Below are 23504 nucleotides of genomic sequence, written 5' to 3' on the forward strand. Positions count from 1 at the left end.
GGGAAAAGAAATGGCTAGTACTTTAATGAGTGTACAAATCATACCGAAAGCGGAAAACGTCATTCCTTTAGTAGATGAGGCGATTACAATTATTCACGAATCAGGCGTGAAATATGAGGTACATCCGCTTGAAACGACAATGGAGGGTGAGCTTTCAGATTTACTCGCGATTTTGGAGAAAATGAATCAAAGAATGATAGAGCTAGGTTCTCCAAATGTCATTACTCAAGTGAAAATCTTGTATCAACCAACCGGCATTACCATGGGAACATTAACGGAGAAATATAGGGCATGATTAGGAAAAAGGGTTGGAAGAAGGGACTATCCTTCTTCCTTTTCGTTGTTTTGTTGCTTGTTTGGGAAGTAGCAGTTAAGGTCTTTTCTATCGAAGCTTGGCTGCTACCATCACCAACTGCCGTTTTTAAAGAAGGTTTTTTAGCGTTTGGTGGATTACAGGGGCATTTATGGGCTACAGTACGTTTAGCGGTTTTGGGACTTGCAATAGGAAGCTTATTGGGTTGGGGAATGGCGGTTATTCTTCATCTATTTCCTTTGGTAAAAGAGACGGTATATCCTTTGCTAATTTTATCCCAAAACGTCCCGATAATTGTCCTTGCTCCTTTACTTGTGATTTGGTTTGGTTTTGGTTTATTGCCAAAACTTATCGTGATAGCCTTGGTTTGCTTTTTTCCTGTGGTGGTCGCTTCCTTAGATGGTTTCCGGCAAACACCATACGAATGGAAGCATTATTTTGAGATGATGGGCGCAACAAAAAAACAACAATTTTGGAAGTTAGAACTGCCTAATTCCCTTCCTTTTATTTTTTCAGGTTTAAAGATTTCAGCGACATACAGCGTCATGGGAGCGGTAATTTCTGAATGGCTTGGCGCTAAAACTGGAATTGGTGTTTATATGACACTGGCATCTTCTTCATTCCGAACCGATCGAGTTTTCGTAGCCATATTTATTATCATGTCACTAAGCCTACTATTCTTTGCTGTAATCACGTTTATGGAAAGAATGATTGTCTCCTGGAATCGAAAGGAGGATATATCTCGTGTTAACAATTGATTCATTAAGTTATTCATTTGATGGAAAAGAAAAGATTCTTGAGAATTTAAATCTTGAAGTGAAAGAAGGCGAATTTGTTTCAATTCTTGGACCATCAGGCAGTGGGAAGAGTACTTTGTTTCAATTAATTGGTGGTATGTTAAAACCCGATCGAGGGTCGATTTCATTACAAGGTAAAAGTTTAATAGGCGCAAGGGGACATATTAGTTATATGCCACAACAGCCTGCATTACTTCCATGGCGTAACATATTGGATAACGTACTTTTAGGTGCTGATATCTCCGGGCAGGTTGATAGGGAAAAAGCTATATCTATGCTAGGACGTGCTGGCTTCGGCAAATACAAGCAAGATTTTCCACATCAATTATCAGGTGGAATGAAGCAGAGGGTAGCATTTTTACGAACATTGTTAAGTCCTCAATCATTCATGTGCTTAGATGAACCATTTTCGGCATTGGATGAATTAACAAGGTTAGAGATGCAGCAATGGTTGTTGTCCATATGGGAAAAAGATAGACGATCTGTATTATTTATTACCCACAGTATGGAAGAGGCGATTTTTTTGTCAGATAGAATACTTGTTTTGTCTAATAAACCAGCTAAGGTGATTCATGAAATGAATTTGAATTTTTCAAGACCACGTTCTAAGGAATTGCTACTTAGTAAGGAGTGTCTAGACTTAAAACGGGAGCTTTATGCACTATTGGAGACTAATAAACAAGGGGAAATAAATGAGATTTATTGACAGCCATATTCATTTTGATAAATATGATAGTAATCAACAAAGGTTAATCTTAGGTGAGATGGAATATTCAGGTGTGGACGCTCTAATCTCTGTTTCAATGGAATTAGAATCTTGTCTTCAGAACAAGGCTCTTTCGAAAGTTGATTCAAGAATTAAGCCTGCATTCGGTTTCCATCCTGAACAAGACCTTCCAACAGAATTTGAAATTGAACAGTTATTAACTTGGATAGAGCAGTATGAAGATGAAATGGTGGCCGTAGGTGAAGTTGGCCTTCCCTATTATCGGAGGTTGGAAGGGAATACGGTTGAAATGCATAAGTACATCGAGTTGCTCGAGCAATTTATATTATTGTCTAAAAAGCTCGATAAGCCAATCATTCTCCATGCGGTATACGAAGTTGCTCCAATAGCTTGTAGTCTTTTAGAAAAGCATTCAATTGCCAAGGCTCATTTTCATTGGTTTAAAGGTGATTCAAAGACCATTGATAGAATGATTAATAATGGCTTTCATGTGTCCGTTACTCCCGATGTTTGCTATGAACAAGAAATCCAAAATCTTGTACGGCGCTATCCTATAGAGCTTTTAATGCTTGAAACGGATGGACCATGGCTTTTTGAAGGCCCGTTTGAAGGAAGGATGACACATCCTAATATGCTGACTCAATCTATTGCCAAGATAGCGGAAATTAAGAACGTACCATTACAAAAACTTTCAGATATCATTTACAGGAATACGGTTAACTTTTACGGATTGTAATAAATGACTTGAAATAGCATCCATACTTTTTACTTTAAGCCTTACCAAAACATAAGGAGCATTTATGTCTTGGTAAGGCTTTTTTTAGGTTTGAATCCTTATGGTTTTTAATAACACCGTGAACTATTGTGTGATAAAATATTAGAAAATTCAGAAGTTATAGGAGGTGTATTATGAACCCATTTGGAATTATAAAAACGAAATTAATCCCTCCTGGCATCAAGGATTCCATGCTCCGAAGGGCCAAACTGTTCCAGAAATTTAGGAAGATCGAGGAGTACCCAGTAACGTTAATTTATTCAGGAGCAGGCTACGGGAAGAGTACAGCATTATCCCTTTATATACATGATGTAAAGAGCGAAGCATGTTGGTACAGCATATCTTCAAGGGATGATGATTTTTTACCTTTTTTTATGTATGTGGTCCACAGTATTCAATCCAAACACCCTAAGTTTGGGCATGATTTGCTGGACGAGATTGCAAAAGGAAGTCAATTTTTCCGTGAAGAAGAAGTACGAATGCTAGGGACGCTTTTTATTAATGAAATGCTTACCATGGAAGAAGAAGTAACTTTAGTGTTGGATGATTTCCATCATGTTGAAAAATCCATTGTCATAGAGGAATTTATGGAGAACATCTTGGAACATTGTCCGCCAAACTTTCATCTCGTGATATCCAGTAGAAGTAGGCCAAGGTGGCGAGGGTTGACACGTTTAAAGGTAAGAGGGCAATTATTAGAGGTTAACCAATTCGATTTAACCTTATTGAAGGATGAAGTAGAGCTTTTGTTATTGGATACATACGGAGTTTCGTTATCGGAAGAAGAAGTCGAAGCTGTTTGCAAATTAACTGAAGGTTGGGTGATTGCCCTCGGATTTATTGGTCAGCAGCTCCAAATCGAGAAAAATGTATCAAAACTTATTCAGAACCGGACCCGATCTCTTGAAGATTTATTTCAATATATTGCTCTAGAAGTATTGTTGAAGCAATCTCCGATGGTGCAGACATTTTTAGAGCAAACTAGTATTTTAGAGGAGATTTCGATAGATTCATGTAGCTATATTTTAGATTTAGATGGAGCAGCTTCTGTTTTGGAAGGGCTTTCCGACAAGAATATATTTATTCAGTCTATTGGCGAAGGACTTTATCGATATCATGCATTATTTAAGGAATTACTGGAGAAACGATTTTTAGAAAATCAGCCTTATGAATATCGCCAGCTAAATGATCGTGCGGCAAGATATTTTGAAAGAAAGGGAATGACCGAGGCTAGCTTATACCATCTTGAAAAAAGCGGACGTTGGACGGCTGTAGCTGAAATCCTACAAGATTATGGATTTCAATTGTTAAAGGAAGGTAAGCTTCAAACCTTAAATGATCGGATTAAGGCGATAGAGCATTCAGCAAAGGATACATTTTACTTGCTCTGGTTTTTCGAAGCTGAAGTAGAGAGGTTACAATCGAAATTCGACCAGGCTGAACTTTGCTATGAATTGGCTATCCACCATAGTCAGAAAAGAGGGGATTTGAGGACTTCTAGCCTTGCATATGAAGGAATGGCAAAGATTTTTCTTGATACAATCCAGCCTGGAAAGGCAGAGCGTTATCTCCAACTTGCGATTGAGAGTCGTGAAAGAAATGATGATTTCTCTAACGATGATAAAGTAAGTTTGTATCACCTCATGGCCGAAAATTTAATCAATAGTGGTAAAGTAAGTAAAGCAGAAAAATGGTTAGAACGAGGAAGAAACCTTGAATTAATCTTGGATGACGGAAACTTATTGGCTAGGCTTAACTTGCGTACAGGCAGATTAAAGCAAGCGAAGTCCATTTTGCTTGATCGGAAAAAAGAGAATCCATTTTTAGAAGATAATCATATCCCACAGTATCATCGAGAAACCGATTTGTTACTCTCCCTAATTTCTGCCTTTATGGGTGAAGGAGAAGAAAGTAAAAAATATGCGCAGGAAGCTATACAACAAGGGATACAACTGAAATCTCCTTATATTGAAGCTTGTGGATGGATTCGTATGGGACACGCTGTTCAAATGGTGACTTCCTATAAATCTCAGCTTGCAATCCAATGCTATGAAACTTCTTTGCAAATTATGGATGATTTACGCAATTCCAGAGGGAAAGCGGAACCCTATATGGGGTTATGTATCTACTATGCTGGTAATGAAGATTTTGAAAAAGCATGGGAATACGGAAATCTTGCCTTACATGAAACAGAGCGAGTACATGATATGTGGTTATCTGCCTATATTAAGCTTGGAATTTCGATTGCTGCTATCCATTGCAATCGTTTGGAAGAAGCAAAGGGCTACTTAGAAGAGACAGAAAATCTATTTTCGGAATGTGAAGATTCTTATGGACTTACGGTTACAAGTCTATGGAAAACATACAGTTCGTATATTGAAATGGATTGGGAAACTTTTGAAAAAGAATGTTTAAAACTTCTGCAACGCGTTCAATTTGGACAATTTGATTTTATTTTTAAATCAAGAACAATTTTTGGACCTGTCGATATACAGCAAATGATTCCTTTACTTTTAGAAGCGCAAAAGAGACATATTCAAGATCCATATATTTCAAGATTGCTTATAGACCTAGGCCAATCCGATGTGGAACTTCATCCTGGTTTTACACTAAGAATACAAACACTAGGTGCTTTTAAGGTGTTTTTAGGTAATAGGGAAGTGAAAGAAAAAGATTGGCAGCGAGGAAAGGCAAGAGAGCTTTTTGAGTTATTCATCACTTATAAAAAAGAATTTTTCCAAAAACAACAAATCCTAGATTTACTTTGGGCGAATCAAGAAGAAAAATCGGCAGACCGTGACTTCAAGGTAGCATTGAATGCTTTGAACAATGCACTGGAACCTAATAGAAAGGCTAGGTCACAACCATTCTTTATCAAACGTACCGGCAATGGATATGGCTTAAATCCAAACGCTGGCTATATTTTAGATACGAAAAATTTTGAGGAATGGGTTTTGGCTGGTCTAGAAGAAAAAAAACCATCACATTCAAAGGCCTATTTAGAAAAAGGACTGCGCCTTTATGAAGGTGACTATTTACCAGAAAGAAGATTTGAAGATTGGTGCATAAATGAAAGAGAGAGATTACTAGTCATCTTTTTACGTGGAGCAGAAAAAATGGCTCAAGCCTCTATCGCTACAAAGGATATGAACAGTGCCATATATTGGTGTGAAAAAATACTAGAAAAAGACCGAACATGGGAAGAAGCATACAGACTTCTCATGTACAGCTATTATTTAAAGAACAATCGTCCCCAAAGCTTGAAATGGTACCAAAAATGCTGTGAAACTTTGCAGGAAGAAATGGGAGTAGAACCTTTAGAAGCTACGAAAGAAATGTACAAAATGATTATGGAAGCAGTTGAAATAGGAGCATTTAGGCAATAAGAAAAGTGGTGCAAAAATCGTCATATCATGACAATTTTTACACCACTTTTTTATTTTTAAATTTTTTCTAGGAAAAAAGGATTGTGTGGAAATTTGTCGATTTTGGATATAAATTACTAGGTTTAGACTCGAAATCCATGGAGAAATAGTAAATTTCTAACAAAATATTTGCGCTAATTTGAAAATTGAATCTTTTTTTAACAATTTGTTACTATTTCGCAAGAATTGAGAGAAGGTGAAAAAACATAGAAATTAGAATATGTAATTTAAACATTTCGAAAGTTTTATCTTTTCTAAAATTTTCGAATGAAAGTGAATTTTTAGGGGGGCAGAGCAGATACATACAAAAAAATTTTAATCCACATCAGTCTTTAAAAATGAAGTTAATCAAGAGAGGGGAAACAAAAAATGAAATTTCGTAAGTTTCTTGTAGCAGGAGCTTTATCTTGCTCTCTAGCCTTTGGTGCCGTTAGTGCTACCCCTGCGTTTGCAGTAGAGTTTATGGACACCACTGGTTTATCTAGTGAGTCAGCCATCAATAAGCTGGTTGCATTAGGTGTAATGAAAAACCCTGGAGATATGTTTGATCCAGAAGGTGAATTAACTAGAGCTGAATTTACTTACATGGTAAATCAGGTCATGGCGCTAAACACCGGGAATAAAAAAATTGTATTTAAGGACTTGTCTCAAAAGAATGCTGCATACACTAACGCCCTGAAAATGGTGAACCATGGTTATCTAACTCTAGATAAAGGTTCTGTGAAATTATCTAAAGGTGTAACGAATGCAGAAATGGGTAAGTTCTTAGCACAAGGATTAGGTCTTAAGAAATCATGGACAAACCGTCCAATTGACTACTTATTCTATCTAGTGAGAAAAGACGTGCTAGACATTGATACAGACCTAGATGCAGTAGTTACTAGAGAGCAAGCTGCAATCGCTTTCGACAAGTATATAACTGCAAAAGGTATTTACAGAACAGATAGTGGGATTGTAGTTGCTGTATCAAAAACAGGATTTACAATCAACAATGGTTCTGAATATAAAACTTACAGATATGCTCCAAATGTTTCTGTACTAATTAGTGGGCAAAGTGCTACTACTGAAGATGTTCAGATTGGTAGCCCGACTACAGTAATACTTAATAAAAAGGGTACTGTTGCTTATTATGGTGGAGAATTGCTTGATGCAGAGGAAAACACAATCAAGTTAAGTAACGCTAAGTGGACAATAGGAACTTTAGTTAAGGAAGTAAACTTAGAAGCTTATGTTCATGCTCTTCCAAACAAGCCGAAAGAAGAGTTCACGATTAAATTATTAGATACGCTTGGAAAAGCTGGAGCACAATTCTCTGGCCAAGTGTTTTTCACTAATAATGATGAAGTGACAGCACTATATCCTTATATCTCTAAGGTTGAAAATAAGTCTGTAAAATTAAGTGCAACTGGAACGTCAGTAACAGTAGCTCTATCCGCTACATTAAGCGAAACGTTTACTGTAAGTGAAACAGTAGCTATTACTATTGATGGAAAAGTAGCAACGGTTCAAGAATTCAATGCATTAAAACCAGGAGAAGCAGTTACGGCTACAATCGAAGCTGATGCAAATGGAAACGTTACAGCTATTAAATACACAACTCCAGCACCTGCTACTAAATAATTAAGGGGGAATAAAATTGTTTAAGAAGATTAAAGTTTTTCTCATAACTGCGATTGCTTTTGCACTAATGTTTTCTAGCTTTGGATCGCCAGCGGAAGCAGCATACCGTAAAGGATTCGATGCAAAAAAAGTTGGAGGTAAAATGGTATTCAGTAGTTTCGCGGACGCTACTCGTTTAACTCCAGGTACTACAAGTGATGCGGTATCTAACCGTATTCAAGGTTTCTTGTTTGATGGTCTAGTATCAACTGACAAACAAAACAAGATTATTCCAAGTCTTGCAACAAGCTGGAAAATTGAGAACAACACAAAAAGATACATTTTCAATCTTCGTAAAGATGTAAAGTTCCATGATGGCAAGCCTTTAACAGCTCATGACGTCGTGTTTACGTTCAAAATGTTAACAGATCCAAAATCTATCAACCCATACAAGGGTACTTATTCAATGATTAACACAGTAACAGCAAAAGATAACTATACTGTAGTGTTTGATTTAAAAGATCCTTCACCACTATTCTTATATGCTGCTGGACCTGCAATCTTACCAAAGCACAAATTCCCTGGCGGAGTGAAAGATTTCAATGATTCTAAATTCCACCGTAATCCTGTAGGTTCTGGACCATTCATTTTCAAAGAGTGGAAAACAGCTCAACGTATCGTAGTAAAAGCTAACACAAAATACTGGGATGGTCGCCCATACTTAGATGAAATTACAATGAAAATCTTACCTGATGCAAACGTAGAGGTTGTAAACCTATTAAAAGGTCAAGTTGACTTCGTTGAGTCTGTTGAGCCTAAAATGGTTGCTCAAGTAACGAAAAACAAAGATGCAAAAGTTACAAAGTACGACACTGGTCGTTACGATTTCATCGGATTAAACACTGAAGATCCTAAGTTCTCTGATAAGAGAGTTCGCCAAGCGCTTCAATACGGTCTGAACCGTCAAGCGATTGTTGACCGTATCATGTTAAAAAATGGTAAAGTAGCTAGTGGTCCGATTCATCCATTAGAGTCACCATATAACCATGCAGTTAAGCCTTACGCTTACGATGTGAAAAAAGCAAATGCTTTATTAGATGATGCTGGCTGGAAAATGGGCAAGAGTGGATACCGTGAAAAGAATGGTAAAGTATTAGAGTTTGAAATTTCTTACAACAATGGTAATAAAGTTCGTGAAGCAATCTCGAAAGTTGCTCAACAAGATTGGAAGAAAATTGGTGTGAAAGCTACACCTCGTTCTTGGGATTTCTCAATCATGCTAGAAAAGATTGATTCTGGTGAAATTGATGCTTACATCCTTGCTTGGACTTTAGGAACAAACCCAGATAAATACGGATTATGGCATTCAAGCCAAATCCCGGCTAACAACAACCAACGTATTAAAGATAAGCGTGTGGACCAAATTATGGAAGCATTCCGTAAAGAGCCTAATCAAGCAAAACGTGATGCTTTATACAAAGAGCTTCACAAAATCCTTAACGAAAATGCATACAGCTTATGGACTCACCATCCAAAAGGCTTTGCAGGTATGGATAAAGACTTAGCTGGAGTTGAGTTCTCACTTTACAGCCGTTGGTTCAATGTAATTGACTGGTACTGGAAAGATGCTAAGAAAAGAAAATAATAGTAATGAATGACCCTCAAATTCAGCGCCTAATAACTAACAAGAATATTACTTAAAAAATGACCTGACTTTGTAACTAGCCGTAGGGACCGTCTGGTCCCTACGGCTCTTTATTATAAAAAGAGAAAAAATATTTGTATTTGAAAGCGGGGGAAAAACAATGTGGAAATATATTATTCGACGAACAATTCAAGCCATTCCTCTATTAATAATCATCTCAATCATTTCATTTTTATTAATTACAATAGCTCCAGGTGATCCGTTGGATATGTACCGAAGCAGTGAAGGTGCAGAAGCTGTAGATACTTCTGCTATTGAAGAAAAACTTGGTTTGGACAAACCTCTATATATACAATACTTTAATTGGTTAAAGTTACTTGTTCTTGATGGGAACTTAGGTTATTCATTTGAAGATGGTCGTCCAGTTATGGAAAAAATCCTTGAGAGAGTTCCAGCCACAATGCTTTTGATGGGCGTAGCAATTGGTTTTTCTTTCTTAATTGCTATCCCAATTGGAGTATATTCAGCTGTTAAAAAATATTCTTGGTTTGATAACTTTTTAACATCATTTACCTATATAGGAATTGCGGTTCCTTCCTTCTATTTAGCTCTAATGGCAATTCTAGTATTCTCATTAAAACTGGATTGGTTCCCTCCTAGTGACATGATGTCAAACTATGATGAATTTGAATTAATGGATCGTATTAAACATTTAGTATTACCAGCATCAGTACTTGCATTTGGATTAATTGCTTCGAACTCACGTTTTATGCGTTCAAGCATGCTTGAAGTTATTAAACAGGACTATGTAAGAACAGCGAGAGCGAAGGGTGTTCCTGAAAATACAGTCATTTATAAACACGCACTTCGTAATGCATTATTACCTATTATTACTATCTTAGGATTATCATTACCTGGTTTATTTGCAGGAGCACTTTTCATCGAGCAAATCTTTGCATGGCCAGGAATGGGACGTCTAGCAATTAACGCAATTTTCGTTCGTGATTATCAAGTAATTATGGGAACTACAATGTTTGCCGGAGTGATGGTTGTACTTGGAAACCTAATTGCCGACATTCTTTATGCAATTGTTGATCCACGAATCCAATATGGTAAGAACTAGAGAGGTGAATGAGAATGAGTCTTCCAAATACGGTAACTAACCAAGAAAATGCCATTAGCACTCAATGGCAGGAACAAGGAAAAATTGAAACAAGATCGGCTGCTGTCTGGAAAAGGTTCAGAAAGAATAAGTTAGCGGTAGCTGGACTTATAACCTTTTCAATGTTAATTTTATTAGCTATTTTTGCTCCTTTAATAACGCCACATGATCCGTTTGAATTTGTTCTTGAGGATTCAAACTTACCACCAAGTCTGGAACATCCCTTTGGAACAGATAGTTTAGGTGGGGACGTATTCAGTCGTGTAATACAAGGTACTAGGGTATCCTTAACAGTTGCATTAGCAGCCATGGTCTTTACATTATTAATAGGTATAACTTACGGAGCAGTTGCAGGGTATTTTGGAGGAATTGTTGATAACATTATGATGCGTATCGTAGATGCTATACAATCCATTCCATCCTTATTCTTGCTACTAATTATTGCATCTCTAGTTATCCCATCTGTTTGGACAACTGTATTTGTTTTAAGTATTGTCGGTTGGACCGGGATGTCGCGTATCGTTCGTGGTGAGATTTTAACATTAAAACAGCGGGACTTCGTTGAAGCAGCACGTGCAACTGGTGAATATAAACCGAGTATTATTTTCTATCATATTTTACCAAATGCTATCGCTCCCATTACCGTTATCGCAACTTTAGATATCGCTGGTAACATTCTAGCTGAAGCTGGATTAAGCTTCCTAGGTTTGGGTATTCAAGCTCCAACGCCAAGCTGGGGGAATATGCTAACTCAAGCTCAAGAGTTACCTACACTGATGATGTACCCATGGGTTGCTATTTTCCCAGGTCTATTTATCTTAATTGCTGTATTATCAGTTAACTTTATCGGTGATGGTTTACGTGATGCGTTAGATCCACGTAATAAAAACTAGGGAGGAGGACGACCCATGAGCCAAACATTAACGGAGAAAAAAACATTATTACATGTAAAGAATTTAAAAACTCATTACTTCACAGAAGAAGGCGTTGTGCCTGCAGTAGATGGAGTAGATTTTAAAATAAAAAAAGGTGAAACGTTAGCGATTGTTGGGGAATCTGGTAGTGGTAAAAGCCAAACCTCCTTATCAATCATGAGATTGATTCCTTCACCTCCAGGAAAAATTGTGGATGGTGAAATCAATTATGATGGTGAAAACCTTTTAGAGAAGTCGGATAACGAAATGCGAAAAATTCGCGGAAATAAAATCTCGATGATTTTCCAAGAGCCTATGACATCACTTAATCCCGTGTTTCGTGTTGGTGATCAAATCTCTGAATCATTAATTCTTCATCAAGGATTAAATGCGAAAGAAGCTTTAGAACAATCTATAAAACTTTTAAAACTAGTAGGGATTCCAGAAGCTGAACGTCGAGTTCACGCCTTTCCTCATGAGTTGAGTGGTGGTATGAGACAGCGTGTGATGATCGCCATCGCACTTGCGTGTAACCCAGAATTGCTGATTGCAGACGAACCTACTACTGCGTTGGACGTTACAATCCAGAATCAAATCCTAGAGTTAATGAAGGATTTAAAGACTAAACTTGATACTTCTATTATGCTCATTACCCACGACTTAGGAGTCGTAGCAGAAATGGCTGATCGAGTGGTAGTCATGTATTCCGGTCAAATTGTTGAGCAGGCAGATGTATATACGATATTTGAGAATCCTAGACATCCTTATACTGAGGGATTATTAAAATCAATGCCAACACCTGAGAAGAAACAAGGCAAGTTATATGCCATTGAGGGTGTTGTTCCAAATCCATTACATTTACCACTAGGCTGTCGATTCGCGCCACGTTGTGAATATGCAACAGAACTTTGTCATAGAGAAATGCCTGAGACTATCAAAATCTCAGATGAAGAAGAAGTACGCTGCTGGAAATATACTAATCGTTGGGAGGCATAAGAGATATGCTGGATACTATGTTAGAGCCTCAAATAGATATTGAAAAGAAGTCTTCAGTTATATTAAGTGCTAGAGATGTTACAAAACATTTTCCAATTAAAGGTGGCTTACTTGGTCGTGTACAAGGGTACGTTAAAGCAGTAGACGGCGTTAACTTGGATATATATCGTGGGGAAACATTAGGACTGGTTGGTGAGAGTGGGTGTGGTAAATCCACTATTGGACGCGTAATGCTGAATTTACTTGAAGCTACAAGTGGATCTGTAGAATTTGAAGGGCAGAATATTTTCGACCTATCAGATGAAAAAATGAGGCAAACGCGTAAAGATATGCAGTTGATTTTCCAAGATCCATACTCTTCACTAAATCCTAGATTAAGTGTTGGCGATATCATAGGTAGAGTTCTTAAAATTCACGGAATGAAGGATGCTTCTGCTAGGGAAAAACGTGTTCAAGAATTATTGGAAACTGTTGGACTAAGTCCTTATCATATTAGAAGATATCCACATGAATTCAGTGGTGGGCAAAGACAAAGGATAGGAATTGCTAGAGCACTTGCGTTAAATCCTAAATTCTTGGTATTGGATGAAGCGGTATCTGCACTTGATGTATCGATTCAAGCACAGATTGTCAACCTTCTAGAAGAACTTCAAGAAGAAATGAATCTTACATATTTGTTCGTATCCCACGGATTGAACATTGTAAGACATATTAGTAAACGTGTGGGTGTTATGTATTTAGGAAAACTTGTGGAGTTAGCAGAAGTAGATGAGTTGTTTGAAAATCCAAAGCATCCATATACTATGGCACTAATGTCAGCAAATCCAATTGTTAATCCTAGTTTAAGAGACCAAAAGAATCGTATTGTTCTTGAAGGTGATGTACCAAGCCCGATCAATCCTCCTTCTGGTTGTCGATTCCATACTAGATGTCCGATGGCTCAACCATTGTGCAAAGAAGTTGAACCAGAATTCAAGGAACATAGTGAAGGTCACTTTGCCGCATGCCATTTCACACTTAATTAAAAAAATTTATCATATTCGGGACTTTTGGAAGGTGAATAGTCCTTATGTCACGAATATATCTAATAGGTAATTTCGGTTAAGTGGAGGATTTACATGGTCAAGAAAATGCTTGTGATAGAGGATAATGCTTTAATTATTGACCAGTACCATCAGTTTTTTTCTACTTCTTTTGAAGTTTTAGACAGTAGAGATGGTATAAGTGGTATGGTAAAGGCTATTCAAGAAAAAGTGGATATAATAATTATTAGTTATGAAATACCTAAATTGCATGCATTAGAAATATGTAAACAAATTCGTCCCAGTTCAAGTTCGCCGATATTTATCACGTATCAAAATCTCGACGAAGATGAAAAAGTGAATTGTTTTGAAGCAGGAGCCGATGACATTATTCAAAAACCAATGAGCTTCCGTGAATTAATGTACAGAATCACGATTCATCTACGGAAAAACAGGAATTCTGATGAATTCAAAGAAGAGGAAAACGTGTATACCTTTGGTAATATCACAATGAATAAATCCAGTTATAAAGTATATATCGATTCGGAAGAAGTGTTATTTACAAGGAAAGAATTCGCAATATTGTGGATATTATTGAAGAAAGTCGGAGAAGTTGTTACTCGTAGAGAATTAATGATGACAATTTGGGGTTATGATACACTTCATGATGATAGAATGATTGATACGCATTTGAATAGAATCCGAAAGAAAATGCAAGTCTATACTCAGGATGTCACAATCTCTACTGTATGGGGTGTGGGCTATAAAATCGAAAAGAAAAAAGTCTATAATCCACCAAAAAACAATCAACAGAAATTAGTGTTTAAAACCGTTGAATTATAGGAATCTTTTCTTACATAAATGGGTGACTTTGAAGATCGTTAATATGACCTTTTAAGTCACCTTTTTATATTGCTAGATATTTTGTAACTACTCTGTAACTCGACCTTTGTACAATTAGTAACTTCAATCACAAATTTTTTACAAGAAACGGAGAACAAGTACTATGAGATTAAATGATAAAGTAGCAATCATAACAGGGGGAGCGAATGGGATTGGCTGGGAAGCGGTTCAAGTATTCCTTCGTGAAGGTGCTTCCGTAGCAATAGCAGATTTTGACGAAGCAAATGGATCTGAAAGACTTTCATCATTGCAGGAATATAGAAAGAACGTAGCTTTTTTTCAAGTGAATGTAGCAGACCGTGCAAGTGTCGATAGCATGGTTGAGAGGGTTTTACAAAGGTTTGGTAAAATTGACATTTTGATAAATAATGCGGGGATTACCCGCGATGCCATGCTGACAAAGCTAAGCGTTGATGATTTCCAAAAAGTATTGGATGTCAATTTAACAGGTGTATTTCATTGTACACAGGCAGTAGTTCCAGCAATGATTGATCAAGGAAGAGGAAAAATCATCAATACTTCTTCCGTTTCAGGAGTTTATGGAAATGTCGGTCAAACAAATTATGCTGCGGCAAAAGCTGGCTTGATTGGTATGACAAAAACATGGGCTAAAGAACTGGGACGTAAAGGAATCAATGTAAATGCGGTTGCTCCAGGATTCGTAGCAACGGGGATGGTAGAGACGGTACCGGAAAAAGTCATACACCAGCTCACTAGCACAATTCCTCTTCAAAGGTTAGGTAAACCAGAGGATATCGCCAATGCTTATTTATTCTTATCTTCTGATGAATCAAACTATGTGAATGGCACGGTGCTACATGTAGATGGTGGAATTATGATGTAGAATTTTTGACGCTTAAGAACTTACTTAAGCGTTTTTCTATTTGGGAAATTCAAGCTTTATTAATAGAATTTCATTACCTTATAAGGAATATGAAGCATGGATGGCCCTAAAATGGTGAAGGGGAAATCGACGGACAAATTCTATACAGCAATCTACGTGAATAATTACCTGTTACTCACCTGTAACTATCGCTTTTTATAGTATAACTAACTATTGAAGTGAGGAGGGACGCGTATGCTAGAGATAGATTGGCTTTATAAAAGGGCGATTATGACGCCTCCCCTTATCAGAATTACCGAGAATCCATGTAGGAAAAATTGATAAAAAAGCATTAAAAGAGGGAGTAGATTCCTATTCATTTGAATAGGAGCCTGCCCCCTTTTTTAAGTCAATTATTTTGCTGCCTTTTGTAACTTATGAATAACCTCTAGTGAGCGTCCAGTTCCTATAGCAACTGACTCTAGTGGGTTAGGTGCAATATGAACAGGAACAACGATTACTTCGCTCAGCCATTCTTGTAACCCATTTAAGAGCGATCCTCCACCAGTCAAGATAACACCTTGGTCTACAATATCACCGCTAAGTTCCGGTGGGCAATTTTCAAGTGTTGCACGGATAGCTTCTAGGATATGCATCAACGATTCTTTGATAGCATCCTGAATTTCTGTCGATTTTATTTCAACCGTTTTTGGTAATCCAGATACAAGGTCACGGCCACGTACAGCCATAGTTCTTTCTTCATGTGCAATTGGAGCGTGACCAATCTCCATTTTGATTTGTTCGGAAGTTCTTTCTCCAATAAGGAGGTTGTATTTTTTTCTCACATATTGAATGATATCTTCATCCAACTGGTCTCCACCAATTCGGATCGAATTACAAGAAACGATACCACCGAACGAAATGATGGCTACTTCTGTAGTTCCGCCACCAATATCAACTATAACATTCGCAATTGGCTCGTCCACTGGCAAGTCAGAACCAATCGCAGCTGCTACTGGTTCCTCAATTAAATGGACGTGCTTAGCACCACAATTTTTTACTGAATCATGGATAGCCCTTCTTTCAACAGAAGTGGAACCCGACGGTGTACAAACGACTACTACTGGTTTTCTGATGGAAAGGCCAATTTTTTTACCTGCCTTCTTCATTATGTGTTTCAGCATTTGTGTAGTAATATCGAAATCGGCAATTACGCCATCTTTTAGTGGACGGACTGCCACAATTTTTCCTGGTGTTTTTCCTATCATATCCTTTGCCTCTTGACCAACGGCAAGAACATTCTTTGTTTCGGTATCAATAGCCACAACGGATGGCTCATTTAGAACTATTCCTTTATTTTTGCTATATACTAATGTATTTGCAGTTCCTAAATCAATACCTATCTCTGTATTTGAAAACATTAATAGTCACCCCTTCAATCGGTTTGACCCCCATAAGAGCATTCTACACAAAAAGAACGTTTTGTGGGGGTCGTAATTAGTGGTAAATATTGGGCTTGTGTCAAATCCAAAGATTGGCTATATAAGAATCATGGAGAAATAGAGGCTGAATAATTCCTTTTCTCGTGAATGGAGTACATTAAATAGTAAAGCAAAGCACTAATTATACAGAATAGAAATAATATGATAAAAGTGGCGCTATTCCCAAACCAAGCACTCATCGGGATGGCAATCGGCGCAATCATTCTACCGATAGTAAAACGAAGACTCGCTGCCGCGAAATATTGCCCTCTCATATGCTCAGGAGCGATTTTAGAGATGAATCCTTGCTGGATACCCACTGTCATCAATTCTCCTAATGTAAATAAAGCCATTGCGAGAATTAGACCCCAAATCCATTGAGAAGCAGCAGCCACAAGCATAGAAAAACCATAAATAATAGACGAAACTATAAACACATTCCTTTCCTTGTATACACTCATCCATTTAGTAACGGCGATTGTAAAGATGGCAACTAGCAATCCATTTTCGGATATTAATAATCCAAATGCCTGTTCACCACCTATTTTCATCTCCCAGTTGCCTATAGAAATTAGTGTCTGGTTATGGATAACCTCTTTAGTATAGACTGGGAATAACAAATCTAATTGCATAAAAGTCATTCCGCCAATGATTCCAGCCAGGATAAACAATAAAAACACCTTATCTTGAATAATGATTTTATATGTTTTCATTTGATCGAACAGAAATTCCATCCCAGTTTTTGAGCTTCCTTCGGACATTTGATTTCCAACTAACTGTGGTGCCGTTTCTTCAATTTTCTTCTGCAAAATCAACGCTAATATAGCATTCATAATACCTGCTAGAAACAAGAGTTCAAAACGGTGTTCTGCATAAAATAATCCTCCTATGATCGGACCGACGACCACTGCAATATTAATGCTGGTATAGAATACTGCAAAAACGCTGCTTCGATCTTTTTCATCTACAACATCCGCAACCATTGCTTGGCTTGCTGGCCAGTATAATGACCCACAGACGCTTACAAGACTAAAACAAATGAATGCGAGAGTGGGTGAATCCATCCACGGTGAGGAAGCGTAAGCGAAAACGAAAAAAGCCAAGCCCTGACCTGTAGAGGAAAGGACCATCATTTTTTTTCTTCCATATCTATCCGCGCAATATCCCCCTAGTAGGTTAGCAATTACTGAAAAGATTTGTGAAAAAATAAGTAGGAGACCTGCTGTTGTTTTTCCGAAGGCTTCCGAGAAAAAAATCGTTAAAAAAGGAAAGAACATCCAAAAAGTTATATTGACCAGGGCTTCGCCACCTAAACGGATTTTTAAATTTCGATCCCAGTTACGTAATTTCATAAGTGATTCTCCTAACCATTACATGGACTTAATTTTCATCATACAATTATTTTTATTATTAGAACAATGAAATAATTATTTTGGAGAGTGTTGAATTGGTTTAGATTTGGGTTCTGTATTGTATAAATATAAGTTTAATTATCGACATTTCCCGGACAATATTCGATTTTTTTTGCGCTAGTAATGAGGGCTCAAAGCTTAAGGATTCAATGTAAATTATATTTTCAATCAAACGATTGATTGAAAATATGTTAAAGTTTTTTTGTCATACTATGAGATATTTTGGTGTAAAACAAGGTAAGTTAAAGCTCATACATATATAAATCACCTAGTTTTCACTCTTAAAAAAAAAATATTGAAAAAATATCATAGAGTCTTCACACTATAGGTAACACCTAGTAACAGGAGTATGAATATGAAACATTGGAATAACAAACAAGATTTACTTTCAATAGTAAAGAGGCTTGTAAAAGTAGCTAGCATTTCCGGGACAGTAGGGGAAAATCAAATGGTTAAGGAAATAAGAAACATTATAACGGATATCCCTTACTTTTCAGAAAAACCTGATTCTATTATAGAGGAAAAAATTAAAGGAGATACTTTGGGAAGAAGTGCTATCGCAGCTCTCTATAAGTCATCAAATAAAACAGACAAGACCATAGTGTTATTGAGTCATTTCGATGTCGTAGATGTTGAAGATTATGGTCATTTGAAAGAATTCGCATTTTTACCTGATGAATACACGCAATTATTAAAATCTGAAGAAATCCCAATGGATGCTAAAGAAGATCTATTATCAGATGATTGGGTATTTGCCAGAGGCATAATGGATATGAAAGCGGGTCTTGCCTTACATATCGGATTAATTTCAGAAGCGTGCTCGGCTGGTTGGGAAGGGAATATCGTCCTGTTAGCTGTTCCTGATGAGGAACGGAACTCTGAGGGGATGTTTGCCGGTGTGGAATTATTGACTTCATTGAAAGAGAAGCATAGGTTGGATTATGAAGTTTGTATTTGTTCAGAACCCAACTTTGCCAGCTATCCAGGTGACAGAAATAAGTATGTATATTTGGGATCAGTAGGAAAGTTGCTTCCACTTGTATATTGTAAAGGAAAAGAAACGCACGTTGGGGAACCATTAGAAGGTGTAAATGCTTCGTGGATGGCCTCATCTTTCACTAATGAAATGGAATTAAATGAGTTGTTTATCGAAGAAAAATATGGTGAAAAAGTACCTTTGCCGACTTGTTTAAAGCTAGAAGATTTAAAGCAACTTTATAATGTACAAACACCTACGAGTGCTTATGTTTTATATAACGTGTTAACTTTGACGCACTCTCCAGAGGAAATACTAGAAAAAATTAAAAAAGTAGCTGAAAATAGCAGTAATCTCATTCATCAACGAATACAAAAGGCATATATAAAAACGGGAAATCTCAGTAAAAGAGATTTTTCGGCGTTAAAACCTAAAGTATTTACCTATTCAGAGTTATATGCGATAGGGGTGGAACGTTACGGCGATCAATTTGTGTCTGAAATAAATGCCATCTTAGAAAAAGAAACTGATCCACAATTTGATTTACGAAGACTGACTGTTTCAATTGCGGAAGGAGTTAGCCATTATTTCAACGACCTAGCTCCTTTCTATTTAGTAATGTTAGCTCCACCTTATTATCCGCATGTTTCACTATCTAAGGGAGACCGAAGAGAAGACAAAATTAAAGATTTATCTCAGTCGGTCATCCAATATGCTCGAAACGAATTCAACGAAGACCTAAAACAACTGAACTATTTTGCTGGTTTGTCAGATGTCAGCTACTGCAGACTGGTTGGAGGAGAAGGAGACATTACTACGTTAGAGAATGAAATGCCACTGTATGGCAGAAAATATTTATTGCCTTTAGATAAAATAAAAGCATTAGACATTCCAACCATTAACCTTGGGCCGTTTGGGAAGGACGCGCATAAGAGGACAGAAAGACTCCATGTACCTTACTCATTCGAAGTTGCTCCTAAGCTTTTGAAGCATGCTGTATATAAGGTTTTTAAAGAGGAATAAGTAGGAAAGGGTGATTCATAAGCAGGAGCTATTAGTCACCCTTTTTCACATCACATTTTGCAGTGTTAAGTGAAGACTGAAGACACTACTTCTTTTCCTATGGCATACTGTCTTCTTTTACACGGTTTTTGAATGCTTCGTGTGTGACGATGTCTTCTACTTGTTCGTATTGTCTGTTATGTTCTTTGCCATCTACTGTACTGTTTTCAGGTAAGTTTCCAGGATGGCTTTTTTTCTTATGGTCGAAATGTTTACCGCGTCCCATATTTTCACTCCTTTACATGCATTAATCCTATTTTTTCTTTAATCTTTTTTTTCATGCAGGGAATAATATGTATATGAAGGATCAATTTTTAGACAAATAAAAACAGACAGTTATATCAACTGTCTGTTCAATGTTTTATTTATAATCTTTTAGCACCAATGAATCTTGGTTTCCAGTAAGAGTTATTTAAAGATGCAATGCTTACTCCTTTTGAAGAAGAAGCATGGATGAACTGATTATTGCCAATATAGATGCCTGCGTGAGAAGCACCTTTTTTATATGTAGTGAAAAAGACTAAATCGCCTTTTTGTAGTTTTGATTTAGATACTGCTTTACCTTTTGTGTAAATTCCTGCAGCAGTACGTGGAAGAGTTTTTCCTGTAGCTTTTTTGAAAGTATAACCAAGGAATCCAGAGCAATCGAAGCCTTTTGGAGTAGTTCCACCAAATTTGTATTTAGTTCCTATGTATTTTTTTCCTTCACTAACTATTTTATCTGGTGAATAAGCTGCTTCAGCGATGTTAGAAGGAGCCATAAAACCTATTAAAATTGTTAGCATTAACACAGTTGCCAATAATACTTTTTTCATTGGATCCTCCAGCAGCTTGAAAGAGAACTTTCATTTGATAAATCTACTATATCAAACTCTAAACCTATTTTTGGTTACAAGTCTATTAAGAATTGTTACATGAATATTACAAAAATTGTCGAAGTCTGAATTGTAATGTAACAAAAAAGAGATAAAACAGGCCTTTAGTTATGGATAATTTTTTTATTTATATGGGAGTTAAGTCATTTTTTCATAAATCTTTCATAATGAAACAATCTATTAAAAAGGAAAATGAATGGGTCATATTTAATATAGAAATAACTTGATATTTTAAAAAGGAGTGATGATTTATGGATATATTTCATCTTGTAGCTGAGGATAAAATAAAAAGGGCGATGAATGAGGGGGAGTTTGATAACTTACCTGGTAAAGGAAAGCCTTTGAATCTAGAAGATCTCTCTTCCATTCCTCCAGAGTTGAGGATGGCTTATAAAATCATGAAGAATGCAGGAATGATGGATGAGAAATTCGCAAGGAATGAACTTTTGCAGATAGAGGATTTAATCGAGAAAACGAAAGATGCAAAAGAAAAGGAAAATCTTAAAAATAAGCTAAACGAAAAGCTATTACAATTCCATCAATTTATCGATAAAAGGAAGAACGAGAATTCTGCTGTTTTCAAACAGTATGAAAAGAAACTTCAGGATAGATTGCTAGACTAAAATATTAATTTGGAGCAAAGTGTAAAGTGACGCCGTGGCCGATCTTGGCATTAAAGTATAAGTGGAACTAGGCAAGCGCCAACGCTTATGCCAGGAGTTTGTAAGTTTTCTGATATAAATATGAAAAAAGTCATTCATTTTCATTCACAAATGTCGATATAAAAAGCAGTATATTAAGTAAAGATAGGTGACTTTTGTGGATAGAACATCATTGATAGGATTGATATTAGGATTCCTTGCAGTAGGCATCGGGATGTGGTTTAAAGGAGTAAGCCCGGTTAATTTAATTAACCCTGCCGCAATTTTGATAATTCTTGTAGGAACCGTAGCAGCAGTAGTTACCGCATTTCCTACTTCAGAAATTAAAAGAGTCCCAAAGCTATTTAAAATTATCTTCACAGAGCGCCAATTAGTGAAGCCGGAAGAGCTAATTAAGACGTTTTCAGAATGGGCGGTTACTGCTCGGAAAGAAGGTCTATTAGCGTTAGAAAGCATTTCGGAAAAAGTGGAAGATCCATTTTTAAGAAATGGTCTGAATTTAGCAGTAGAGGGACAAAGTGCCGATTACATCCGTGATATATTATCGGAAGAAATTGATGCTATGGAGGAAAGACATCAATCTGGTGCTGCAATATTTACCCAAGCAGGTACGTATGCACCAACGTTAGGGGTATTAGGAGCTGTAATTGGTTTGATTGCAGCACTTAATAATATGGACAATACCACTGAACTAGGAAAAGCAATTTCTGCTGCATTCATTGCTACTTTGCTGGGGATTTATTCGGGTTACGTTTTATGGCATCCATTTGCAAATAAACTTAAACGAAAATCAAAGCAAGAGGTACGAATTAAAAATATGATGATTGAAGGCATCCTTTCCATTATTGAAGGAGAAGCCCCAAGAACCATTGAACAAAAGCTCACATCCTATCTTCCTGCAGAAGAGCGAAAATTATGGCTTGAAGGTGGCTTGAAGCAGGATGAGTAGACGACGAAAGAAGCATAAAGATCATGAAGAACATATGGATGAATCTTGGCTAATTCCCTATGCGGACTTATTGACGCTATTACTTGCATTATTTATTGTGTTGTTTGCAATGAGTTCAGTAGATGCAGTGAAATTTCAACAGCTTTCTAAAGCATTTAATGATATTTTTTCAGGTGGGACTGGTGTATTCGAATTTCCAAGTCCTAATCCTGAAGGAGATCCTACGTCCACTACCAGAGAGCAAAAAGGTTTGATAGGGGATGACAATGGAACAGGCGGGCTAGGTGAAGAAGAACGACAAGAGTTAGCCGAAGTCCAAAAGAGAGTAAATGAATATATCGAAAAAAATAATTTAACAACAAAACTTGGTACAAAATTAAGTGGTGAAGGACTACTTGTCACCATTCGTGACAACGTATTATTTGAATCTGGAAGTGCAGACGTAAGGAGTAGGGATAAAGCGGTGGCACTAGAAATTGCTGAATTGCTTGTAATGGACCCTCCTAGAAGTATTGTGATTAGTGGGCATACAGACAATGTTCCAATTAATACGGCTAGATATGATTCAAACTGGGATTTGAGCGTCATGCGTGCAGTTAACTTTATGAAGATATTATTGGAAAATCCGAAGCTCGAGCCAGAATGGTTTAGCGCAAAGGGATATGGGGAGTTTAGTCCAGTAGCTTCCAACAATACACCCTCTGGAAAAGCAAAAAATCGTCGTGTTGAGATATTAATTATGCCTAGAGCAGAAATTATCAATAAATAAATTTAAAAACGGTGGCTTATTTTAAAAGTCACCGTTTTTTTGTTGGGAAAATTAAAATTAATTGATAGTAATAGAATTTAATCGGTCTGCTGCTCAATTGGTTCTTTATTCGGTTTACAGAGATGATCTAACCAGAACCCTAAAGCGACCATACAGCCAATCGGAAGTACATAATTTATAATATGAAGCACCGTCATATTACTAACCCCCTAAAAAA

General features: G+C 36.9%; 21 protein-coding genes. 17 read left to right on the plus strand and 4 right to left on the minus strand.

What is annotated here, in order from left to right; all coding sequences use genetic code 11:
* The first annotated feature begins 10 nt into the window (after positions 1-10).
* The 13 genes from DBX25_RS09085 to fabG all read left to right on the plus strand — a co-directional run bounded on the left by DBX25_RS09085 (position 11) and on the right by fabG (position 15122).
* Positions 11-295, plus strand: a complete 285-nt coding sequence (locus DBX25_RS09085; RefSeq protein WP_108670468.1) for a thiamine-binding protein — start codon at positions 11-13, stop codon at positions 293-295.
* The gene (locus tag DBX25_RS09090) at positions 292-1071 is read left to right on the plus strand and encodes an ABC transporter permease (protein WP_108670469.1); all 780 of its coding nucleotides are present in this window, start codon (positions 292-294) and stop codon (positions 1069-1071) included. The genes DBX25_RS09085 and DBX25_RS09090 overlap by 4 nt, the downstream gene beginning before the upstream one ends.
* Entirely contained in the window at positions 1058-1816 is a 759-nt protein-coding gene (locus DBX25_RS09095) for an ABC transporter ATP-binding protein (RefSeq protein ID WP_240620224.1), read from the plus strand. The genes DBX25_RS09090 and DBX25_RS09095 overlap by 14 nt, the downstream gene beginning before the upstream one ends.
* A complete protein-coding gene (locus tag DBX25_RS09100; protein WP_108670470.1) occupies positions 1803-2573 on the plus strand; it encodes a TatD family hydrolase in 771 nt (256 codons plus the stop codon). The genes DBX25_RS09095 and DBX25_RS09100 overlap by 14 nt, the downstream gene beginning before the upstream one ends.
* Positions 2574-2746: 173 nt before the next feature.
* Positions 2747-5998 (plus strand): winged helix-turn-helix domain-containing protein, encoded by a 3252-nt coding sequence (locus tag DBX25_RS09105; protein ID WP_108670471.1) that lies wholly within the window; start codon positions 2747-2749, stop codon positions 5996-5998.
* A 408-nt stretch (positions 5999-6406) separates the two neighbouring features.
* Positions 6407-7657 (plus strand): S-layer homology domain-containing protein, encoded by a 1251-nt coding sequence (locus tag DBX25_RS09110; RefSeq protein WP_108670472.1) that lies wholly within the window; start codon positions 6407-6409, stop codon positions 7655-7657.
* 16 nt (positions 7658-7673) lie between these two features.
* Positions 7674-9281 carry a peptide-binding protein gene (locus DBX25_RS09115; RefSeq protein WP_108670473.1) on the plus strand — a complete coding sequence of 536 codons (1608 nt, stop codon included), beginning with the start codon at positions 7674-7676 and terminating at the stop codon, positions 9279-9281.
* Positions 9282-9441: 160 nt separating this feature from the next.
* Positions 9442-10404, plus strand: a complete 963-nt coding sequence (locus DBX25_RS09120; protein ID WP_108670474.1) for an ABC transporter permease — start codon at positions 9442-9444, stop codon at positions 10402-10404.
* Between the two features lie 14 nt (positions 10405-10418).
* Positions 10419-11336: an oligopeptide ABC transporter permease gene (gene opp4C, locus DBX25_RS09125; RefSeq protein ID WP_108670475.1), complete on the plus strand. Its 918-nt coding sequence runs from the start codon at positions 10419-10421 to the stop codon at positions 11334-11336.
* Positions 11337-11351: 15 nt separating this feature from the next.
* Entirely contained in the window at positions 11352-12353 is a 1002-nt protein-coding gene (locus DBX25_RS09130; RefSeq protein ID WP_108670476.1) for an ABC transporter ATP-binding protein, read from the plus strand.
* Between the two features lie 5 nt (positions 12354-12358).
* Positions 12359-13378, plus strand: coding sequence for an ABC transporter ATP-binding protein (locus DBX25_RS09135; RefSeq protein WP_240620225.1), 1020 nt, complete (start codon positions 12359-12361; stop codon positions 13376-13378).
* A 93-nt stretch (positions 13379-13471) separates the two neighbouring features.
* On the plus strand, positions 13472-14218 hold the full coding sequence (locus DBX25_RS09140; protein WP_108670477.1) for a response regulator transcription factor: 747 nt from the start codon (positions 13472-13474) through the stop codon (positions 14216-14218).
* A gap of 163 nt (positions 14219-14381) precedes the next feature.
* Positions 14382-15122 (plus strand): 3-oxoacyl-ACP reductase FabG, encoded by a 741-nt coding sequence (gene fabG / locus DBX25_RS09145; protein WP_108670478.1) that lies wholly within the window; start codon positions 14382-14384, stop codon positions 15120-15122.
* A 392-nt stretch (positions 15123-15514) separates the two neighbouring features.
* Here the strand turns inward: fabG and mreBH are convergent, their stop codons facing one another.
* Positions 15515-16522: a rod-share determining protein MreBH gene (gene mreBH, locus DBX25_RS09150; protein ID WP_108670479.1), complete on the minus strand. Its 1008-nt coding sequence runs from the start codon at positions 16520-16522 to the stop codon at positions 15515-15517.
* A gap of 128 nt (positions 16523-16650) precedes the next feature.
* Positions 16651-17934 carry an MDR family MFS transporter gene (locus DBX25_RS09155; protein WP_108670480.1) on the minus strand — a complete coding sequence of 428 codons (1284 nt, stop codon included), beginning with the start codon at positions 17932-17934 and terminating at the stop codon, positions 16651-16653.
* 415 nt (positions 17935-18349) lie between these two features.
* On the opposite strand from DBX25_RS09155, the gene DBX25_RS09160 reads away from it, so the two are divergent.
* A complete protein-coding gene (locus tag DBX25_RS09160) occupies positions 18350-19993 on the plus strand; it encodes a M20/M25/M40 family metallo-hydrolase (RefSeq protein WP_157950927.1) in 1644 nt (547 codons plus the stop codon).
* Positions 19994-20090: 97 nt separating this feature from the next.
* Here the strand turns inward: DBX25_RS09160 and DBX25_RS20825 are convergent, their stop codons facing one another.
* The gene (locus DBX25_RS20825; RefSeq protein ID WP_170110125.1) at positions 20091-20258 is read right to left on the minus strand and encodes a hypothetical protein; all 168 of its coding nucleotides are present in this window, start codon (positions 20256-20258) and stop codon (positions 20091-20093) included.
* A 139-nt stretch (positions 20259-20397) separates the two neighbouring features.
* Positions 20398-20847, minus strand: a complete 450-nt coding sequence (locus DBX25_RS09165; RefSeq protein WP_108670482.1) for a C40 family peptidase — start codon at positions 20845-20847, stop codon at positions 20398-20400.
* Positions 20848-21158: 311 nt separating this feature from the next.
* Between DBX25_RS09165 and DBX25_RS09170 the strand changes: the two genes are divergently transcribed.
* From DBX25_RS09170 to motB, 3 genes are all read left to right on the plus strand, one after another.
* Positions 21159-21530 (plus strand): DnaJ family domain-containing protein, encoded by a 372-nt coding sequence (locus DBX25_RS09170; protein WP_108670483.1) that lies wholly within the window; start codon positions 21159-21161, stop codon positions 21528-21530.
* 196 nt (positions 21531-21726) lie between these two features.
* The gene (motA, locus tag DBX25_RS09175) at positions 21727-22518 is read left to right on the plus strand and encodes a flagellar motor stator protein MotA (RefSeq protein WP_108670484.1); all 792 of its coding nucleotides are present in this window, start codon (positions 21727-21729) and stop codon (positions 22516-22518) included.
* On the plus strand, positions 22511-23287 hold the full coding sequence (motB, locus tag DBX25_RS09180) for a flagellar motor protein MotB (protein WP_108670485.1): 777 nt from the start codon (positions 22511-22513) through the stop codon (positions 23285-23287). The genes motA and motB overlap by 8 nt, the downstream gene beginning before the upstream one ends.
* The last annotated feature ends 217 nt before the right edge of the window (positions 23288-23504 follow it).

Origin of the sequence: Peribacillus acanthi (assembly GCF_003073175.1) — a bacterium.
GTDB classification, from domain to species: Bacteria; Bacillota; Bacilli; order Bacillales; family DSM-1321; genus Bacillus_BN; species Bacillus_BN acanthi.

Bases quoted from the DNA above. Each gene is read 5' to 3' on its own strand.
- DBX25_RS09085 (WP_108670468.1), top strand. From the start codon at position 11: ATGGCTAGTACTTTAATGAGTGTACAAATCATACCGAAAGCGGAAAAC.
- DBX25_RS09090 (WP_108670469.1), top strand. From the start codon at position 292: ATGATTAGGAAAAAGGGTTGGAAGAAGGGACTATCCTTCTTCCTTTTC.
- DBX25_RS09100 (WP_108670470.1), top strand. From the start codon at position 1,803: ATGAGATTTATTGACAGCCATATTCATTTTGATAAATATGATAGTAAT.
- DBX25_RS09105 (WP_108670471.1), top strand. From the start codon at position 2,747: ATGAACCCATTTGGAATTATAAAAACGAAATTAATCCCTCCTGGCATC.
- DBX25_RS09110 (WP_108670472.1), top strand. From the start codon at position 6,407: ATGAAATTTCGTAAGTTTCTTGTAGCAGGAGCTTTATCTTGCTCTCTA.
- DBX25_RS09120 (WP_108670474.1), top strand. From the start codon at position 9,442: ATGTGGAAATATATTATTCGACGAACAATTCAAGCCATTCCTCTATTA.
- opp4C (WP_108670475.1), top strand. From the start codon at position 10,419: ATGAGTCTTCCAAATACGGTAACTAACCAAGAAAATGCCATTAGCACT.
- DBX25_RS09130 (WP_108670476.1), top strand. From the start codon at position 11,352: ATGAGCCAAACATTAACGGAGAAAAAAACATTATTACATGTAAAGAAT.
- DBX25_RS09135 (WP_240620225.1), top strand. From the start codon at position 12,359: ATGCTGGATACTATGTTAGAGCCTCAAATAGATATTGAAAAGAAGTCT.
- DBX25_RS09140 (WP_108670477.1), top strand. From the start codon at position 13,472: ATGGTCAAGAAAATGCTTGTGATAGAGGATAATGCTTTAATTATTGAC.
- fabG (WP_108670478.1), top strand. From the start codon at position 14,382: ATGAGATTAAATGATAAAGTAGCAATCATAACAGGGGGAGCGAATGGG.
- mreBH (WP_108670479.1), bottom strand. From the start codon at position 16,522: ATGTTTTCAAATACAGAGATAGGTATTGATTTAGGAACTGCAAATACA.
- DBX25_RS09155 (WP_108670480.1), bottom strand. From the start codon at position 17,934: ATGAAATTACGTAACTGGGATCGAAATTTAAAAATCCGTTTAGGTGGC.
- DBX25_RS09160 (WP_157950927.1), top strand. From the start codon at position 18,350: ATGAAACATTGGAATAACAAACAAGATTTACTTTCAATAGTAAAGAGG.
- DBX25_RS20825 (WP_170110125.1), bottom strand. From the start codon at position 20,258: ATGGGACGCGGTAAACATTTCGACCATAAGAAAAAAAGCCATCCTGGA.
- DBX25_RS09165 (WP_108670482.1), bottom strand. From the start codon at position 20,847: ATGAAAAAAGTATTATTGGCAACTGTGTTAATGCTAACAATTTTAATA.
- DBX25_RS09170 (WP_108670483.1), top strand. From the start codon at position 21,159: ATGGATATATTTCATCTTGTAGCTGAGGATAAAATAAAAAGGGCGATG.
- motB (WP_108670485.1), top strand. From the start codon at position 22,511: ATGAGTAGACGACGAAAGAAGCATAAAGATCATGAAGAACATATGGAT.